Annotated in this window: 16 protein-coding genes; all 16 read right to left on the bottom strand. The window is 37.7% G+C overall.

The genetic code is table 11. The annotated features are described in order from the left end of the window. Positions 1–177: 177 nt before the first annotated feature. Genes APB76_RS01360 through murJ form a run of 16 tightly spaced genes read right to left on the bottom strand, consistent with a single transcriptional unit; the run spans position 178 to position 15456 of the window. A complete protein-coding gene (locus APB76_RS01360; protein ID WP_054962615.1) occupies positions 178–1476 on the bottom strand; it encodes a hypothetical protein in 1299 nt (432 codons plus the stop codon). Beyond that, entirely contained in the window at positions 1469–2599 is a 1131-nt protein-coding gene (gene rffA, locus APB76_RS01355) for a dTDP-4-amino-4,6-dideoxygalactose transaminase (protein WP_054962616.1), read from the bottom strand. The genes APB76_RS01360 and rffA overlap by 8 nt, the downstream gene beginning before the upstream one ends. Continuing rightward, the gene (locus APB76_RS01350; RefSeq protein WP_054962617.1) at positions 2596–3405 is read right to left on the bottom strand and encodes a class I SAM-dependent methyltransferase; all 810 of its coding nucleotides are present in this window, start codon (positions 3403–3405) and stop codon (positions 2596–2598) included. The genes rffA and APB76_RS01350 overlap by 4 nt, the downstream gene beginning before the upstream one ends. A 5-nt stretch (positions 3406–3410) precedes the next feature. Beyond that, a complete protein-coding gene (locus tag APB76_RS23525; RefSeq protein WP_054962618.1) occupies positions 3411–3869 on the bottom strand; it encodes a GtrA family protein in 459 nt (152 codons plus the stop codon). Further along, complete coding sequence (locus APB76_RS01340) at positions 3826–4737, bottom strand: glycoside hydrolase family protein (protein WP_054962619.1); 912 nt, start codon at positions 4735–4737, stop codon at positions 3826–3828. Before APB76_RS01340 ends, APB76_RS23525 begins: the two co-directional genes overlap by 44 nt. Beyond that, positions 4738–5400, bottom strand: a complete 663-nt coding sequence (locus APB76_RS01335) for an acetyltransferase (protein WP_054962620.1) — start codon at positions 5398–5400, stop codon at positions 4738–4740. It lies immediately after the preceding gene. 2 nt (positions 5401–5402) lie between these two features. Beyond that, on the bottom strand, positions 5403–6032 hold the full coding sequence (locus APB76_RS01330) for a methyltransferase domain-containing protein (RefSeq protein ID WP_054962621.1): 630 nt from the start codon (positions 6030–6032) through the stop codon (positions 5403–5405). Beyond that, a complete protein-coding gene (locus APB76_RS01325; RefSeq protein ID WP_054962622.1) occupies positions 6016–6945 on the bottom strand; it encodes a glycosyltransferase family 2 protein in 930 nt (309 codons plus the stop codon). Before APB76_RS01325 ends, APB76_RS01330 begins: the two co-directional genes overlap by 17 nt. Position 6946: 1 nt before the next feature. Beyond that, a complete protein-coding gene (locus APB76_RS01320) occupies positions 6947–7636 on the bottom strand; it encodes a WbqC family protein (RefSeq protein WP_054962623.1) in 690 nt (229 codons plus the stop codon). Continuing rightward, complete coding sequence (rfbA, locus tag APB76_RS01315) at positions 7629–8507, bottom strand: glucose-1-phosphate thymidylyltransferase RfbA (protein ID WP_054962624.1); 879 nt, start codon at positions 8505–8507, stop codon at positions 7629–7631. Before rfbA ends, APB76_RS01320 begins: the two co-directional genes overlap by 8 nt. Beyond that, positions 8504–9571, bottom strand: coding sequence for a dTDP-glucose 4,6-dehydratase (gene rfbB, locus APB76_RS01310; RefSeq protein ID WP_054962625.1), 1068 nt, complete (start codon positions 9569–9571; stop codon positions 8504–8506). Before rfbB ends, rfbA begins: the two co-directional genes overlap by 4 nt. Before the next feature lie 8 nt (positions 9572–9579). After that, positions 9580–10794 carry a capsular polysaccharide export protein, LipB/KpsS family gene (locus APB76_RS01305; RefSeq protein ID WP_054962626.1) on the bottom strand — a complete coding sequence of 405 codons (1215 nt, stop codon included), beginning with the start codon at positions 10792–10794 and terminating at the stop codon, positions 9580–9582. 32 nt (positions 10795–10826) lie between these two features. After that, positions 10827–12605: an asparagine synthase (glutamine-hydrolyzing) gene (gene asnB, locus APB76_RS01300; RefSeq protein ID WP_054962627.1), complete on the bottom strand. Its 1779-nt coding sequence runs from the start codon at positions 12603–12605 to the stop codon at positions 10827–10829. 3 nt (positions 12606–12608) lie between these two features. Further along, positions 12609–13163 carry a sugar transferase gene (locus APB76_RS01295; RefSeq protein WP_054962628.1) on the bottom strand — a complete coding sequence of 185 codons (555 nt, stop codon included), beginning with the start codon at positions 13161–13163 and terminating at the stop codon, positions 12609–12611. 3 nt (positions 13164–13166) lie between these two features. Further along, positions 13167–13979, bottom strand: coding sequence for an aldolase/citrate lyase family protein (locus APB76_RS01290; protein WP_054962629.1), 813 nt, complete (start codon positions 13977–13979; stop codon positions 13167–13169). Between the two features lie 16 nt (positions 13980–13995). Beyond that, on the bottom strand, positions 13996–15456 hold the full coding sequence (gene murJ, locus APB76_RS01285) for a murein biosynthesis integral membrane protein MurJ (RefSeq protein ID WP_054962630.1): 1461 nt from the start codon (positions 15454–15456) through the stop codon (positions 13996–13998). Positions 15457–15494 lie beyond the last annotated feature (38 nt).

Below are 15494 nucleotides of genomic sequence, written 5' to 3'. Positions count from 1 at the left end.
AAAGGCTTTACTGGAAAACTTACAAAACCGTGGCCAATTTTAGTTGACCACTACAATGTGAACCTTAGCTTCAAATCACTCATTTTACGGTATGTACTTGCCTTATAATCACTATTTTTACTACCTTCAATAGTGTGCAAGATATTTTATACACATATAAAAGCGAAAGTTATCAGATTAGTTATCAATCTCTACGCTTAGGTAGTGCTTTTCTTGATCAATCTTGCACATATAAAGCCTAGAATATATTGTATCTCCGCAGTACGACTGATAATTAAAACTATCACTTGAAATAATATCAACATCAGGATATCTAACATTTAGGTGATAATTCTTCTCATAGAAAGAACCGCCATCCAAGTCAGCAGAATAACTCCAACGCTTATCCAACTCGGGAGAACTGAGATAAAAACGTTCTATTTTATTTATTTCTTCTGATAAAGAATGTTCTAGGATAATTCGATTTGGCAACATTGCCAACATAAACCCGAAGAAAACTCCATACTTCATTATTTTATTTTCTTCATCAACTAAGAAAACTGAACATATTACCAACAGAACAAAATGTGAAGGAATGTCAAACCTAGAAAACCAAGGGTAAACAGTTAACCCAAAATAATTAACCTTCCCTGCAAGGTAAAAAACCCCAATAAGACCAACACATATAAAAAACGAACAAATATACCTAGCTCTTTTTTTAGATAGAGAAAAAACAATCAGAACTGGTACAAAAAAGGCAAGCTTTATATAAATATTAACGTCAATAAAAAATTTCAGAAAGCTCTTAATTGAAATCTCATTGTAAACTTCATAGTCACCAGATGATGGAGTTAAATAGCTATAAACTCCAAAAACAAGTAAGAATAGAAAGTAGTAAGAAAATACTATTTTCTTTGGGTAAAATTTCGCAAAAAAATCGTCGTTAATAAGAAAAAATACAGAAAACAAAAAAAGATGCACTAAAAAAGATATTTGAAGATCAGATGAGATCAATAAGACAACGAAAGATAGAAACAATCTTTTATTTAGGAAAAAGTAAAGCGATAACATCATGAAAAAAAATGCGTATGCGTAGTTGTACATAATTTCGGACCTAAATATAGGCCAAAAAGTCAAACAGCTAAACATAACTGCATAAATCACACTGTATTGAGGACGTTTTGCAAAAACAGTTTCAATGCACTTCAAATAAAAACTATATATTAAGACTATGAACAATGACGTTAATAAAGAGTAAACAAAGTGAGCTTTAATACCAACAATCTTTGAAAGACAATAAACAATATAATTAAAAAACGTTGTTATAGGAGAACCAGTCTCATTAAACATGGATGAAATTAAGTTAAAGTCATTGTTATCTATAGCATTAACTAATATTGTCCCATCCCATAACGGGTATTCATTATTGATTATAGGCCATAGAACAAAAAGCGAAACTACTAAATAATCATACTTACCAAGAATATATTTAACCATTAGTTTTCATAGCCCAATCTTTAACAACTTTTACCACCCATTCAACTTCTTGGAAAGTCATTCCGTAAAACAAGGGTAACCTTAGAAGGCGCGAACTGTCCAAGGAGGTATATTTACAATCATAAGCTACAGATACTTTGTTAGCAAAAGCCGTCTCATGCAAGGGAGTATAATGAGTCGTAGCTTGAATCCCACAATCATTCAACGCGTTTTTCAAGGACTCGCGCAAGTCAGAATCTGATAGCTTAATATAAAAGATATGTCCATTATGCTCGCAGTATTCAACTTCACATGGTACTTCAATACCTTCTAGTCCAGATAAGCTCTCATAGTAAGATCTCCATAGGCTTAGTCTATTCGTACGAATCTCAGCAGAGCATTCCAATTGAGAATATAGGAATGCTGCTTGGATTTCTGAGGGTAAATGACTTCCTCCAATATCCACCCAGCTGTATTTATCTATTTGACCATTGATAAACTGCGTTCTGTTAGTTCCCTTCTCGCGGAGAATCTCTGCCCTTTGGATAAAGTCATGATCATTTAATATTAGAAGCCCGCCTTCTCCACCTGAGGTGTAGTTCTTTGTTGCATGAAAACTATAAGTCCCGATATGGCCAATCGTTCCGAGAGGTCTACCTTTATATGTCGCCGTCATGCCCTGAGCTGCATCTTCTACAACATATAGATTAAACCTCTCTGCAATTTCCATGATTGCGTCCATTTCACATGCGACTCCAGCATAGTGAACAGGTACTATTGCTTTGGTTTTATTAGAAATAGCTGTTTCGATGAGGCTCTCATCAATATTCATTGTATCAGGACGGATATCAACAAATACTATCTTTGCGCCTCGTAGAACAAACGCATTCGCCGTAGATACAAATGTATAACTAGGCATAATGACTTCATCACCGGGTTGAATATCAATCAAGATCGCCGCCATTTCTAATGCAGCTGTACAACTAGGAGTCAGTAATACTTTTTCACATAGTAAACTACTTTCAAACCATTGGTGGCACTTTCTAGTGAAAGGACCATCACCAGACAAATGGCCTGACTTTATCGCTTGCTCAATGTACTCTTGCTCTTGACCTGTAATTGTGGGTTTTGAAAAAGGAATCATGTTTTTTTCCCAACAACAAATAAACTTCCACCAAACAAATTTGGTATATATTTATGCATCCTATTTTCCAGCCTCATAAGCCTTAACAAAATATAGTTCGTGACTTTACCAACTTTTATTTCTTTATGGTATTCATCTTCGCAAATGGGGGTATTAGTATCTCTGTTTAAAATAGTTCGCAAAAGCAATAACGGCACTATACTAATAAAAAAGTAACGAGCTACCTCAACTTCAAATCCAGCGCTTTCCAACTCTTTCACTATTTCCTTTTTGGTGTAACGTTTTTTGTGGCCTGCTATTTTGTCATCACGATTCCATAACCAAGAGTGTGCTGGAACTGTAAATATTGCATGGCCGTCCTGATCTAGCATTTGATGAACTTTATTCAGTGCCAACTCTGCGTCTTCAATATGCTCCAGCACATCAAACATACAAACCGTATCGAACTCATTTTTGAAGGGTGAGCGTAGCAAATCAAATTGATAGCAATTATTCACACCGTACGTTTTAGCATACTCTAATCCAGAAAGGTGCATTTCGCCGACAGCTACGTTCTGATAACCTTTTTTCATAAGGTACCTAGTTACATTACCAGTTCCAGCTCCAATTTCTATAAATTTTGATCGTTCAAGAGTGAAAGGTTGCAGCTGTTGATAGATAAACTCTTTTCTTGAAAGGAACCAAAAATGTGATTCCTCGGCTTTATAAAGATTTGTTAACCCTTTAGAATTATAGTCTTTATGAGACTCACTAATTTCGGGATGATATATTATAATATCATTTTCGACTTTATATAGTTCATTCATTCGACTTAACCCTTAGACTGACTAGTAAAAACGAAAAACTTAAACAGTAAAAATAACAAAATGGAAATCAACGCTACACAAATCAATTGGATTATTTGATGTGGGAAACCAAATTTATCTACAAAGAGGTACAATAGATATAAATTTAAGACATAGCCTATAAAATGACTAGTGAGGTACTTCAAAATCATTGAATGGTCTTTAATTTTTTTCTTGAAAGTATATTTCGCATTTCCAAAATACGAGATTAAAACACCTAAAGGATAAGTAATAGCAACTACCAGTTTAGGTTCTAGAGCTAATACTAGAGTTAAAAGCAAATATACAGCATATCCAATACTATTTTGAGTCAACCCTACAATACCGTATCGTATCAACTCATACAAAGTTCTCCCTCTGAAACTTGTAGAAAATAGCTGTTTATTGCTCACTAAGTACCGCCAGACCAAATCCTGTTTTTCCATAATCATTCCCATTGTAAAGCATATAAAGGGTATCTTTATGCTTAAATACATATGGATATTCGATCATCTCAGAGTCCCAACCCTCCGCAGATACGTCAATTCCAACCTCGGAGTCTTTTCTTGACCAATGTACTCCGTCAGTAGATTCCGCGTAACCGATACGGTAACTCTCCCCCCGAAAAGAGTACCACATGCGATAAATATCCCCTTCCTTCAAAACACTAGGTCTTGATATAGCGTACTCATCACTTGAATCAAAATCGATCGAAACTATTCCGTCTCTATTCCATTCAATTCCATCTAATGAAGTGGCGTACTTTATATGGTAGCGGTGCATAATTTGACCGTCTCGTTCAAACCAATTTACACAGGATATATACCACATCCTCCATAAACCATCCTCTACAATCACACAACTATTTGAACAAAACTGGGGCTCCTCTTTAGTTCTATCGAGTATGGGCCCCTCGAATACCCTTTCAAAAGTAAGCCCTCCATCCTTAGACTCAGCTAAACCAATTGAATTCCGAAATGGAACGGTACCCCCCAAATTCCAACCTATATAATGTAGAAATTTTTTCCCATCGTGGTTAATTACCCATGACCCCATGGCACCACTATCATCAAAAGATCCAAGCCGACCAGGAGATATTACAGGTTTATCTGAAACTTCTATGATTTCAGTTGGCTTGCAAATATCAATTGTTAAATAGCTTGTATGTGAACGGTTATATGCATCTCTCGTGGTAAAGTAAATGCGGAATAAATCATCTTTTATATTTTCTGCGAATGGAACAGCTGCATGTGAGTGCATCCAACTACTTTCTTTATTTACGCAATAAACTAACCCTAGTTTCTTCCAATGCATCTATATTTTCCTCAGTCGAGAGCTTGGAACTTTCGAGCGTTCCGTCTCTTTTACAATATAAACACCTTGAGGATCCACATCAGATAATATTGTAGATCCAGCTCCAACAACACTTTTCTTTCCAATAATAATATGGTCCCTCAGAGTAGCATTTACACCGATAAAGCATTGCTCTTCAACTTTCACTCCTCCTGATATAACAACATGTGAGGAGATAAAACTATGAGACGCTATTTCACTATGATGACCAATGTGATTTCCACTCCATAGGGTTACATTGTTGCCAATTGTAACAAAAGGCTGTATTGTATTGTCTTCCAGAATAAAGCAATTATCTCCAATACTACTCGAAAAATCAGTGCATTTACTGCTTATATAAGATGCTAATCGATAGCCCTTAGATTTGGCTTCTAAATATTTCTCTTTTCTCAACGAATTTACTTTTGTGTAACTAAGAGCAATAAAAATTTCATACTTATCAGCCGGATACAATTTATCCACATCTTCAAAATTCACAACAGGAAGGCCGCATTTAGTTTCAACACTTTTAAATTCCGAATCTAATGTAAATGCCACCACTTCATATTGACTGTCATTTTGAAAATAAAAATAGGCAAGTTCAGCAATTTCCGACAAGCCAAATATCACGAGTTTCTTTTCCATATCTATTTTCTCACCAGTATAGTAAACTCATACAAATCATAATCATGAAGAAGTGCTACATTCTTTGAAAAGTTATTTTTGCAATATTCAAAAACCTTCATTGGATCAGCGTAATATAAGTAGTCTTTCATCTTATCAACGTCGGAGAAAGAGGTTAAACAGTTAAAACTAAACCCCTTAGACGAGAATCTATCTAACATATGTAATGTATTTACTAGATAGTCCCACCATTCTTCATCATTTCTATCTTGCTTAATATTAAATATCCCACTAGCCATCGAATAGTCAGAAATCCGATCTGGACGGTCAGATACAATGAATAAAGCTCCCAAGTTCCCATTGTGACGATTCAAAGCTGAATCGATCATATCCTTCGACAAATCAATACCTTGATAGTCCAGATCACTATATACCCTTTTCAGATATTCGTAATATGAACCGTAACCACAACCTAAATCATTTACAGTAATTCGTGAGTTAGGCATCGATATTATTTTAGACAAGATTTCAAATCTTAAAAACTGGCTTTCATACCCATTCCAATCCACTCCTTGCGGTGTATCTCCGTGAATATTAATTTTTGAAGAGTAGTAGTTAGAGATTTCCTCATGGATATCATTGTCGTTTTTCATATACTCTCCTGATAATGCTATAAGGCCTTCTCTTTGACTCGGTATATATCTTTGACATGTAAATACCTAACATTCCAACAAATAGAATTATTAGCCCCCCCAAAAACCATATTGAAGCAATCAACGAAGACCAACCTTCAATACTAATTGAATGAAACAGATTTTTGTACACAATGTACAGTATATATATAAATGAGATTACTGAAATCCAAAGGCCAGTATGAAATATAAGTTTAAGTGGCTTGTTGCTAAATGATACTATTGAGTTTTCTAAAATACTCAACTTATGGCGTAATGAATATGTAGTTTCACTACTACTATGTTTTTTTATGGCTACTGCCTTCTGGTTAAAGCCTGTTATCTGCCATAGACCTGCAATAAAGATTTCTCTCTCGTCATGACTTACCAGAGCATTTACATAGTCTTTTTTCATTAGCCTAGCGGTTACCATATTCTCAGACATATTCAAGTCTGTAAGGTAATTCAAAGTACTATAAAATAGCTGACCAGATATCTTTTCAAAAAGACCGCCTTTTCGTTTATATTGGACACCATATAAAACATCCAAGTCATTTTTGTCTCGATTCATTTCACTGTAGAAACATCCAAGTAACTCAGGCTCTTCTTCTAAGTCTGAATCAATTAAAAAAACCAACTCTCCTTTAGCGTGAGAAAGTCCTGTCATCATAGCTTTGTGATGACCAAAATTCCTCGAAAGCTCAATAACCTTAACTCGCTCATCTTCATTCGATAACTGAATTGCAACATCCAGACTATCATCAGGAGAACCATCATCAACAAAAATCACCTCGTACTGCTCTGTAATTTTTTGAGCTTCTATAGATACACGCTGATGAAACTCTAGAATATAAGCACATGAATTATAAAGAGTTGTAACTATTGATAGCTTCATTCTACAATCTCATATAGTTTTGGGCATTAGGGCCTTGATTAAAAATCAAGTCCAACACCGTAACATAATGCTCAAATGGTAAGTACTGTTGAGAGTATTCAGGATAATTTCCATAATCCATCCACTCAACATTAATACCTTCACTCGCAAACAGTGCTTCATCTAGGTAATTTTTCGCTGCTGGTCCACTAATGTAAATATCCGCATTAAGCTCCTTACATAAGCCTAATAGCCTTTCAGACTTACCATCAACCAGTTCAAAGCTCTCTGAAAAAATAAGGTTGGTATTAATATTGAGTATATTACAAACCTCTTTTATAAATTCATAATTGATTTTACTCAAATATTTTTCATTTGACTCTAAATATATATTTTCAAAAACTTGTTTATAGTGATTGAAATAAGGTGCTTTCGAATAGTTTTGACAAATTGCAGCCCAATGCTTTCTACGCCAAGATTGTTCAGCAACTAACGTCTCGTTGATTTTTTGATGGTATTTTCCTTTTACCTCTACGGGAATCGTTAACCACTGGGGGCCATTAGCTGTTTGGATCTTATTTCTATTACGCCAATCTCTTTTCGTATACTGCATATCATCATATAATACAAAAACATCCACACTAGCGATAAGATCAAAATAACCTTTCCAAGGTATATAATTTGACTGAGAAATAGCTACTTTTTTAGTCATGCGATTTACTCTTCAACAGATCTAGTACATATTTTCCATATCCTGTTTTCTCAGATAAGTATGCATTACTCATTATGTTTTCTTTTTTTAGCCATCCGTGTTGCAATGCAATTTCCTCTAAACAGGCAACCTTAAGACCTTGGCGTTTTTCGATGGTTTCTACAAACTGTGCAGCTTCTAGTAAACTATCATGTGTTCCGGTGTCTAACCATGCAAACCCGCGACCAAGCAATTTAACCTTAAACTCTCCTTGCTCTAAGTATTCTTGATTTATTGAAGTGATCTCAAGTTCGCCTCTTAAAGAAGGTTTAACCTTTTTAGCAAAATCAACTACTTGATTGTCGTAAAAATAGAGACCTGTTACCGCAAAATCAGATTTTGGTTTTGACGGTTTTTCTTCTATTGAAATAGCATTCAGTTGCTCATCAAACTCTACAACACCGAAACGCTCAGGGTCATGTACTTTATAGCCAAACACTGTCGCACCTCTGTCTTGGTTTACTGCTTCAATTAGTAATGGAGAAAAGCCTTGTCCCCAAAAAATATTATCGCCAAGAACAAGGCAAACACTATCGTCACCAATGAACTCTTCACCAATGATAAATGCTTGAGCTAATCCTTCAGGTTTAGGTTGGACTGCATACTCCAGTTTGATACCAAATTGAACGCCATCACCTAGTAAACGCTTAAAATTGTCATTATCTTCAGGAGTCGTAATCAATAAGATCTCATTTATACCTGCCAACATCAAAACTGATAAAGGGTAATAGATCATTGGCTTATCATAAACAGGGAGTAACTGTTTAGATACCCCCATTGTTATTGGGTACAAACGAGAGCCTGACCCGCCAGCTAATATAATCCCTTTCACTTTTTCTGAACCCCTAAACGTTTTCTTGCTTCGATTCTGGTCTCGATGGGGCTCCACCATCGACTATTTTCAAGATACCAGATAACAGTTTTTCGTAATCCAGTTTCAAATGTCTCTTCCGGAACCCAGCCAAGTTCTTCTTTTATTTTTGTTGCATCAATCGCATACCTGAGGTCATGGCCCGGCCTGTCTTGAACAAATTTAATCAAATCCGAGTAACTATGAATGCTGGCAGGCCTGTTTGGAACCAGTTCATCTAAAATTGCGCAGATGCTTGTCACTACTTCTAGGTTGGTCTTTTCATTGTGGCCACCGACATTGTAGGTTTCGCCTGGTACACCTTTATTTGCCACCAACCAAAGGGCCCTTGCATGGTCTTCGACAAATAACCAATCACGGACCTGCTGTCCATCACCATAAACTGGCATCGCTTTACCCTCCAACGCATTTAATATCATCAGCGGAATCAACTTTTCTGGGAAGTGGTATGGACCATAGTTGTTAGAGCAGTTGGTCACTAACGTGGGTAGCCCATACGTTCGGTACCATGCTCTAACTAGATGATCACTAGCGGCTTTTGATGCTGAATACGGACTAGAAGGCGCGTAAGGATGATCCTCATCAAAGAGGGCGTCTGCTGATTCAAGATCTCCGTATACTTCATCAGTCGATACATGATGAAAGATAAACGTCTCTTTTTCACTATCGTCTAAGCTTTGATAGTACTTTCTGGAAGATTCAAGTAAGGTGTAGGTGCCCACTATATTGGTATCGATAAAATCTCCAGGACCATCGATGGATCTATCTACATGAGATTCTGCCGCTAAGTGGATAACTTTTGTTGGCCGGTATTTTTCAAACAGCTTGTCCATGGTGACTCGATCGCGAATATCTGCTTTTTCAAAAGAGTAACCAGGCTGGTCTTCAATTGAGGACAAGGAGTCTAAGTTACCGGCGTATGTCAGCAGGTCAATGCTGATTACCTCGCATTCTGTATCGCGGACTAAATGCCTTACTAATGCCGAACCAATAAATCCAGCTCCGCCTGTCACAAATATCTTCATTCAATTCTCTATTTAGTCAATAGGTTAGAGACTTCCTTCATAACCTTATCAATGGAAAGACTAACTAATTTATTGTCACTCGTACTTGGACGACTGGCATTAAGAATACCCGGCTCAAGGTTATCTAAATGGTCGATTCCTTGTGCTAAGCCCATTTCACTGAGAGGGAAATCCGACGTAAAAATGGAAGTGTCAACCGCGAGTACTGGTTTCCCTGCTAAGTGGGCTTCCAAACCTACTGTCGAAGAAATCACGACAACAATATCTACAGCATGCAGTAAATCATGTAAGCTCTCATCTGCATATTCGACTTGAGGCTCAGGGTGAAACTGTCGATTTTCGCTCGGATGATGTCTTACCAAGAGTCGGTAATTCGGGTGCTTATTCACAAACTGCCGCAGTTTTACTTCAATTTGAACAGGCAGCTCTTTGTTCCCTTTTAAGCCACTGATAAAAGGGTGAACTTCAGGTTCAACCTGAGAGGCATATAATATGTTCACACAGGCATCGTCATCTCCCCAGCGATGTCGACGAAGACCTAAGCCAGATTGAATCGTTGTTGGCAGGTTGATGGTGTCAAACACAGGGTTGCCTGTAACAACAATATTGTCTTTACTTCGGCCATGAGAGTGCAAAAAGTCTTTCACGGACTGATGCAACACACAAACCACATCAGCATAGTTGTTGTCTTTAAGCCATCGATATTCTTGCAACGCAAACAAGTCCACCATGCATAAGCTTTTAATACCTAAGTCAGATGCTGCAACAATGGCTGCTCGCTCTGCGCGCGGTGCACTCGTGGCGATGACCAGATCAACGTTTAAATGGGATATTAACTTTTTGAAGAATCGTACCGGCAAAAAAGCTTGTCTCTCATGCTCATCATACAACCGGTATGCTGCTTCCTCTCCATGCTCTTGAACCAAGTCCAACATATTGATCCCCATGTAAGCGATGGATTCTTCCACCGGTATCACGGGAGACGCGGCATCGGTATCCACAAGCTCCGAACCGAAGACTTGATACTGTTCATCAACTAAAAACGTAAAGTCCTTAAAACTGACACAATTCACGCCTTGATCTCTCAATTGACTTGCAGCTGTCGTGAGTGCAAGTACCGTGACTTGAACATTATCAAAGCCTTGTAGTGCCTGTATCACGGGTAGCACCATCGCCGCATGACCGCCACCATATGTGACGATCAAAATTTGCTTCTTAACCATCTATTAAGTTCTAACCTTGTTAGGGCGCAATGCTACAACTTTACGTCGAATTCACGTAACCAAATTTCCAATGCCATTATTGCCCGAATCTCTCGCGTATAATTGCTGGTTCCTTGGCAGTGCTCTAGGTAAAGTTGTTCTATGTAATCCGAGTTAAATATCGCTTTTGACCGTGTTTGTGGTGAAAAAAGCAAGTCTTCAACCATAGGCTTGAGATCAGATTTTAACCATTCTCCAATAGGCACAGTGAACATTTGCTTTTTACGATAAGCCAAATGCTCGCCAATCAGCTTTGATACCGCCTTTTTATAGATACTTTTCGTTTCACCTTTATAGAGCTTCAACTCTCCAGGCATCGAAAATGCCAGCTCAATCATACGATAGTCTAGAAACGGCGCTCGATTCTCGATAGAAACAGCCATTCCCATCTTATCTGGTTTGACCAAATTGTTTCCAGAAAGCAGTAACATAGTATCAATGTATAAACTTTGATTGATTCGATCCATGTTATCTGAACGGTTCAGCAATTCTTCCACGATTTGCTTTGATAAGCCTTGAGTCACTTTTTGCTTCGCTTCCTTACGATACATCAACGCTTTTTTCTCATCGGTAAACAGCGAAATATTGCGAATGTATGCGGAATAAAACTCGTCAGTATCACTACTTAAGCTACTCTCATTCGAAAAAAAATCACGATATTTGTCATAACCAGCAAAAAGTTCATCGGCGCCATCACCGGTAAGCACGACTTTCACATCTTCAGCAGCCAACTCAGCAACTTTCAGTGTTGGCATAAAAGACACATCACCATGAGGTTGATCGCAGTGATAAGTAGACTTTGCCCACATATCAAACATGTTGCTTTCTACGATCTTTGCCGTATGGCGCGTCTTAAATCTATCCGCCGCCTCCTGTGCATACGGCGATTCATCAAAGCGTTTCTCTTTAAATCCTATCGTATAAGTACTGACAGGCTCATCAATCTGCTCTGCCATCAACCCAACGACAGTGCTAGAGTCAACACCACCAGATAAAAATGCACCAAAAGGCACATCGGAACGTAGTCGAATTCGTACCGCATCACTCAAAATAGTGTTGAACTCTTCAATCCACTCACTTTCCGACTTATTCTCAACCTGAACTTGACTCACATCCCACCAAGTAACATCTTTAATTTGCTCTTCGTCAATCTCAAGATAATGACCGGGAAGCACATGAAGAATATCAGAAAATAGCGTTAGAGGTGGGGTTACATAGTTGTAAGTTAAGTAGGTGTCTAAAGCATCGTAATTGATTTGACGTTCGATGCCTGTCGCCAAAATAGACTTAATTTCAGAAGCAAATACAAGTTGGCTATCTTGATAGCTGTAATAAAACGGCTTCTCTCCAACGCGATCTCGAATCAAAAACATTTTTTCAATGTTTTTATCGTAAATAGCAATAGCAAACATGCCATTGAGTTGCTGGATGAAATCGATACCGTCTCTTTGATAGAGCCTTAAAATAACTTCAGTATCACTGTGAGTGCGGCATTCAAACTCGGTACCTTGCAACTCGGCAGCAATCTCGACATGGTTAAATATCTCCCCATTTTGCACGACGATTATATTCTCATCATCCGAAACAAATGGTTGATTTCCATGTTCAATATCTAAGATCGCCAACCTTTGGTTTCCCAAAGCAAACCCCTCACCTTCATAAAGTCCCAGTCCATCTGGGCCTCTATGTTCGATTGCCGATGCCATTTCATTAAGTACATTAGAATCAATAGACTTTGAATTTTGATCAAAGTAACCAAAAATACCACACATAACCTAGTTACCACCTTTAGTGACGATTTGCTTCACCGTTAGAAGAATTATTTTAATGTCGTTAATCAAATTAACGTTATCAACGTATTTTAAATCATAATTTGTACGTTGTTCTGGTGTCAGACAAGACCTACCTTTTGCTTGTGCTAAACCGGTGATTCCTGGCTGAACACTGTTCCTTTTGTCCCACTCTTGCTCACTGTATTCTTCTCTTTGAAGAGGAACATTTGGTCGAGGGCCTACAACACTCATATCACCAAGAAGTACGTTCAGTAGCTGTGGAAGCTCATCAACACTTGTTTTCCTAATCACGCGACCGATCTTAGTAATTCTGCTGTCATTTTCTAAAGTTTGATGCCCCCCTAAGCTTGAGGCATTTGTAACCATGCTACGAAACTTATAGATTTCGAATGTTTTACCATTTAACCCAACGCGTTTCTGCTTAAAGAACACCGGGCCTTTATCGGTAAGATAAATCAGGAGCGACACTAATAGTATTACTGGCGAAAGTAGCAAAAGAGCGACCAAAGCGACACTAATATCAAAAAGACGTTTCATTGACTATTTTCCTGCAATTTGATGTATTACCTGCTTCATGTCTTCTCGCGTACCGAGCAGTGTCTCCAGTGATTCCTCTTGGAGACGTTTGACTTCATCGTAAATTTTGGAAACTTCAGATTTAAGATTAGCTTGCTGTTGAAACTCTTCTAGCGTTTTGGAGTTATTGTGAAACGCACGGGATAAAATTGCAGACTTAGAGCCTAACCGAACGTGTTCTGACAGAATCATATCTGCAGGCAATTTACCTTCTCCCAACTTTGCAATCCCGCCGATTCCAAATGGCATTCCCGCATTGTTTAGCTTTTCAGCCGCCTTTTCAATGACGCCATTAATAAGCAGTTCAAACATAAACGATAGTCCCATGTCTAAGTGCAAGTCATTTAAGCCGATATGAACTTCACTAACACCCTCAACCTTAGCGATATCATCAATGTTGTCGATCGCTGATTTCGTTTCAACAAGTGGGATGAGTTTTACTCTGCCATCAATCATACTACTGACAGCTTTCACCTCTTCTGCGGTATGGAACATTGGAAGCATTATCATATCGGCCCCCAATTGAATTGCAGTTTCAACTTCCTCTTTTGTTCCTTGATACAATGGGTTTATACGCACCAATATGTCGAAATGACCAGTGACCTTTCTTAACATCTTTAGGTCAATCAGTGAATGCTCACTGATTACTGTATCTAGATGTCCCTGGCGCTCTTTTTTGCCATTGATCTCAGTATCTAAAAAAATTCTACTAACCCCACTGTCAACGGCAAACTGCGCGACTTCTTGGTTATTAGTAATCAACATTAAATCAAACAATGAATGTCTCCAAAAATTAAGTTCTAACTTTTAGTATTTTTGTAATTGCCAGTAAAATCAGCGTGCACAGCGCGTAAAGCACCCCATCATAAAGTAAGGTGTATACACCAAGGCTACCATAAGAAACAAAGCAAAAATAAATAGTGATGGCTAGAGATATTGTAAATAAGTTTTTACTTCCCAGATCTTTGAATGAGAATACCTGTTCTTTTATCGCTACATACAAAAGAACAAAAGTTGACACTGCGAAGGAAATAAACACATAAAGAAATACCTCTGACATACTTTCCGCAAAAACTTTGCCCAATATGGCGAAGCTAATAATAGCGAGGAATGACGCAATCAATGGTAAGTTAACTTGCTTACGAGCACTGAATATCGCAATAAGCAAGCTATTAAGCCCTTGTAGCGGAATAGTCAATGCGTATAACGACAAGTAACTAGATATCGTCACTAAATCCACCTCACTTAGCTTACTCCCGGCTCCATAAAGCAACTCGACATAGTAAAATGAATTAACAAATAGTGGAACACTGGAAATCAGTGATAGTGATAAAATAAAACAAGCAAGGAGAGTAGCTATTTTTCTAAAGCTTTCGTGATCACCGTCGGAATAAAGCTTTGATAACTTGGGGAAAAATATAATAGAAAAAACTGTAATCAATACACCCAAAGGGAATTCAACTAACTTAGTCGCATAGTTAACAAAGGAAATTTCTTTGTCACCATAGACTGAGGAGATAGCTCTTAGTGCTATCGGCATCAAAAAGAAGAAACCACCAGTGAAAATACACTTAATGTATCTTTTCACTAATTCACCCGTAATTAGGTTAAACGAAAAAACGGGTTCACTTTGCTCTCTTGGTATTGATAAATGAAACAAAGCAAATCGTATAGCCGATGCAATAACAACTGTATAAGCTACAAATACAGTGATATAACTTTCGGAATAATATAAGGCGCAGACCATGGAAAGTATAATCAAAGTATTAAAAACAAATGTACCTAACGATGCTATAAAAAAACGCTCTTTGGAATGTAAGTACGCTGTCGAAATACCAGCGAGAACGATCAGGGGGATTGCATATAAACTGATTGAAAAACTTTGCTTATCTTGGGGGGATATCGACGTTAAAACACCCGGCGCTAACAATTGAATGAGGGGATCAGAAAAGAATGCTAATGCGGACGCGATAACAAGGAACACTATACCAAGCAATAACATGACTTGCTGATAAAGCAACTGAGCATGTTTTCTCGACAAACTCTTAAATTCAGGGATCAGCGCCATGCTTAGGGCACCACCGACCAAAAGATTTACCAAAAAGTCTGGTGTTGTCAAAACTAAGATCAAAACGTCGGTTGTTGAGCTAGCACCAAAAACATTAGCGACATAAAGCTCGCGCAAAAATCCCGTAATTCTTCCTAGAACAAGGCCTATAGACACTGATAGAAAAGAATATATAGCTAGTTTCATTTAAATTTAATTCTCTTCTAACCTAAATATAAAAAACA

It is taken from the genome of Vibrio bivalvicida, from assembly GCF_001399455.2.
Taxonomy (GTDB): Bacteria; Pseudomonadota; Gammaproteobacteria; order Enterobacterales; family Vibrionaceae; genus Vibrio; species Vibrio bivalvicida.
Note: the sequence above shows the minus strand (reverse complement) of the source record. Positions and strands in the feature narration are given on the sequence as shown.

Coding starts and splice junctions, on each gene's coding strand:
- APB76_RS01335 (WP_054962620.1), bottom strand. CDS start 5,400: ATGGAAAAGAAACTCGTGATATTTGGCTTGTCGGAAATTGCTGAACTT.
- APB76_RS01320 (WP_054962623.1), bottom strand. CDS start 7,636: ATGACTAAAAAAGTAGCTATTTCTCAGTCAAATTATATACCTTGGAAA.
- APB76_RS01325 (WP_054962622.1), bottom strand. CDS start 6,945: ATGAAGCTATCAATAGTTACAACTCTTTATAATTCATGTGCTTATATT.
- APB76_RS01295 (WP_054962628.1), bottom strand. CDS start 13,163: ATGAAACGTCTTTTTGATATTAGTGTCGCTTTGGTCGCTCTTTTGCTA.
- APB76_RS01305 (WP_054962626.1), bottom strand. CDS start 10,794: ATGGTTAAGAAGCAAATTTTGATCGTCACATATGGTGGCGGTCATGCG.
- murJ (WP_054962630.1), bottom strand. CDS start 15,456: ATGAAACTAGCTATATATTCTTTTCTATCAGTGTCTATAGGCCTTGTT.
- rffA (WP_054962616.1), bottom strand. CDS start 2,599: ATGATTCCTTTTTCAAAACCCACAATTACAGGTCAAGAGCAAGAGTAC.
- APB76_RS01340 (WP_054962619.1), bottom strand. CDS start 4,737: ATGCATTGGAAGAAACTAGGGTTAGTTTATTGCGTAAATAAAGAAAGT.
- rfbB (WP_054962625.1), bottom strand. CDS start 9,571: ATGAAGATATTTGTGACAGGCGGAGCTGGATTTATTGGTTCGGCATTA.
- APB76_RS01350 (WP_054962617.1), bottom strand. CDS start 3,405: ATGAATGAACTATATAAAGTCGAAAATGATATTATAATATATCATCCC.
- APB76_RS23525 (WP_054962618.1), bottom strand. CDS start 3,869: ATGGAAAAACAGGATTTGGTCTGGCGGTACTTAGTGAGCAATAAACAG.
- APB76_RS01360 (WP_054962615.1), bottom strand. CDS start 1,476: ATGGTTAAATATATTCTTGGTAAGTATGATTATTTAGTAGTTTCGCTT.
- asnB (WP_054962627.1), bottom strand. CDS start 12,605: ATGTGTGGTATTTTTGGTTACTTTGATCAAAATTCAAAGTCTATTGAT.
- APB76_RS01330 (WP_054962621.1), bottom strand. CDS start 6,032: ATGAAAAACGACAATGATATCCATGAGGAAATCTCTAACTACTACTCT.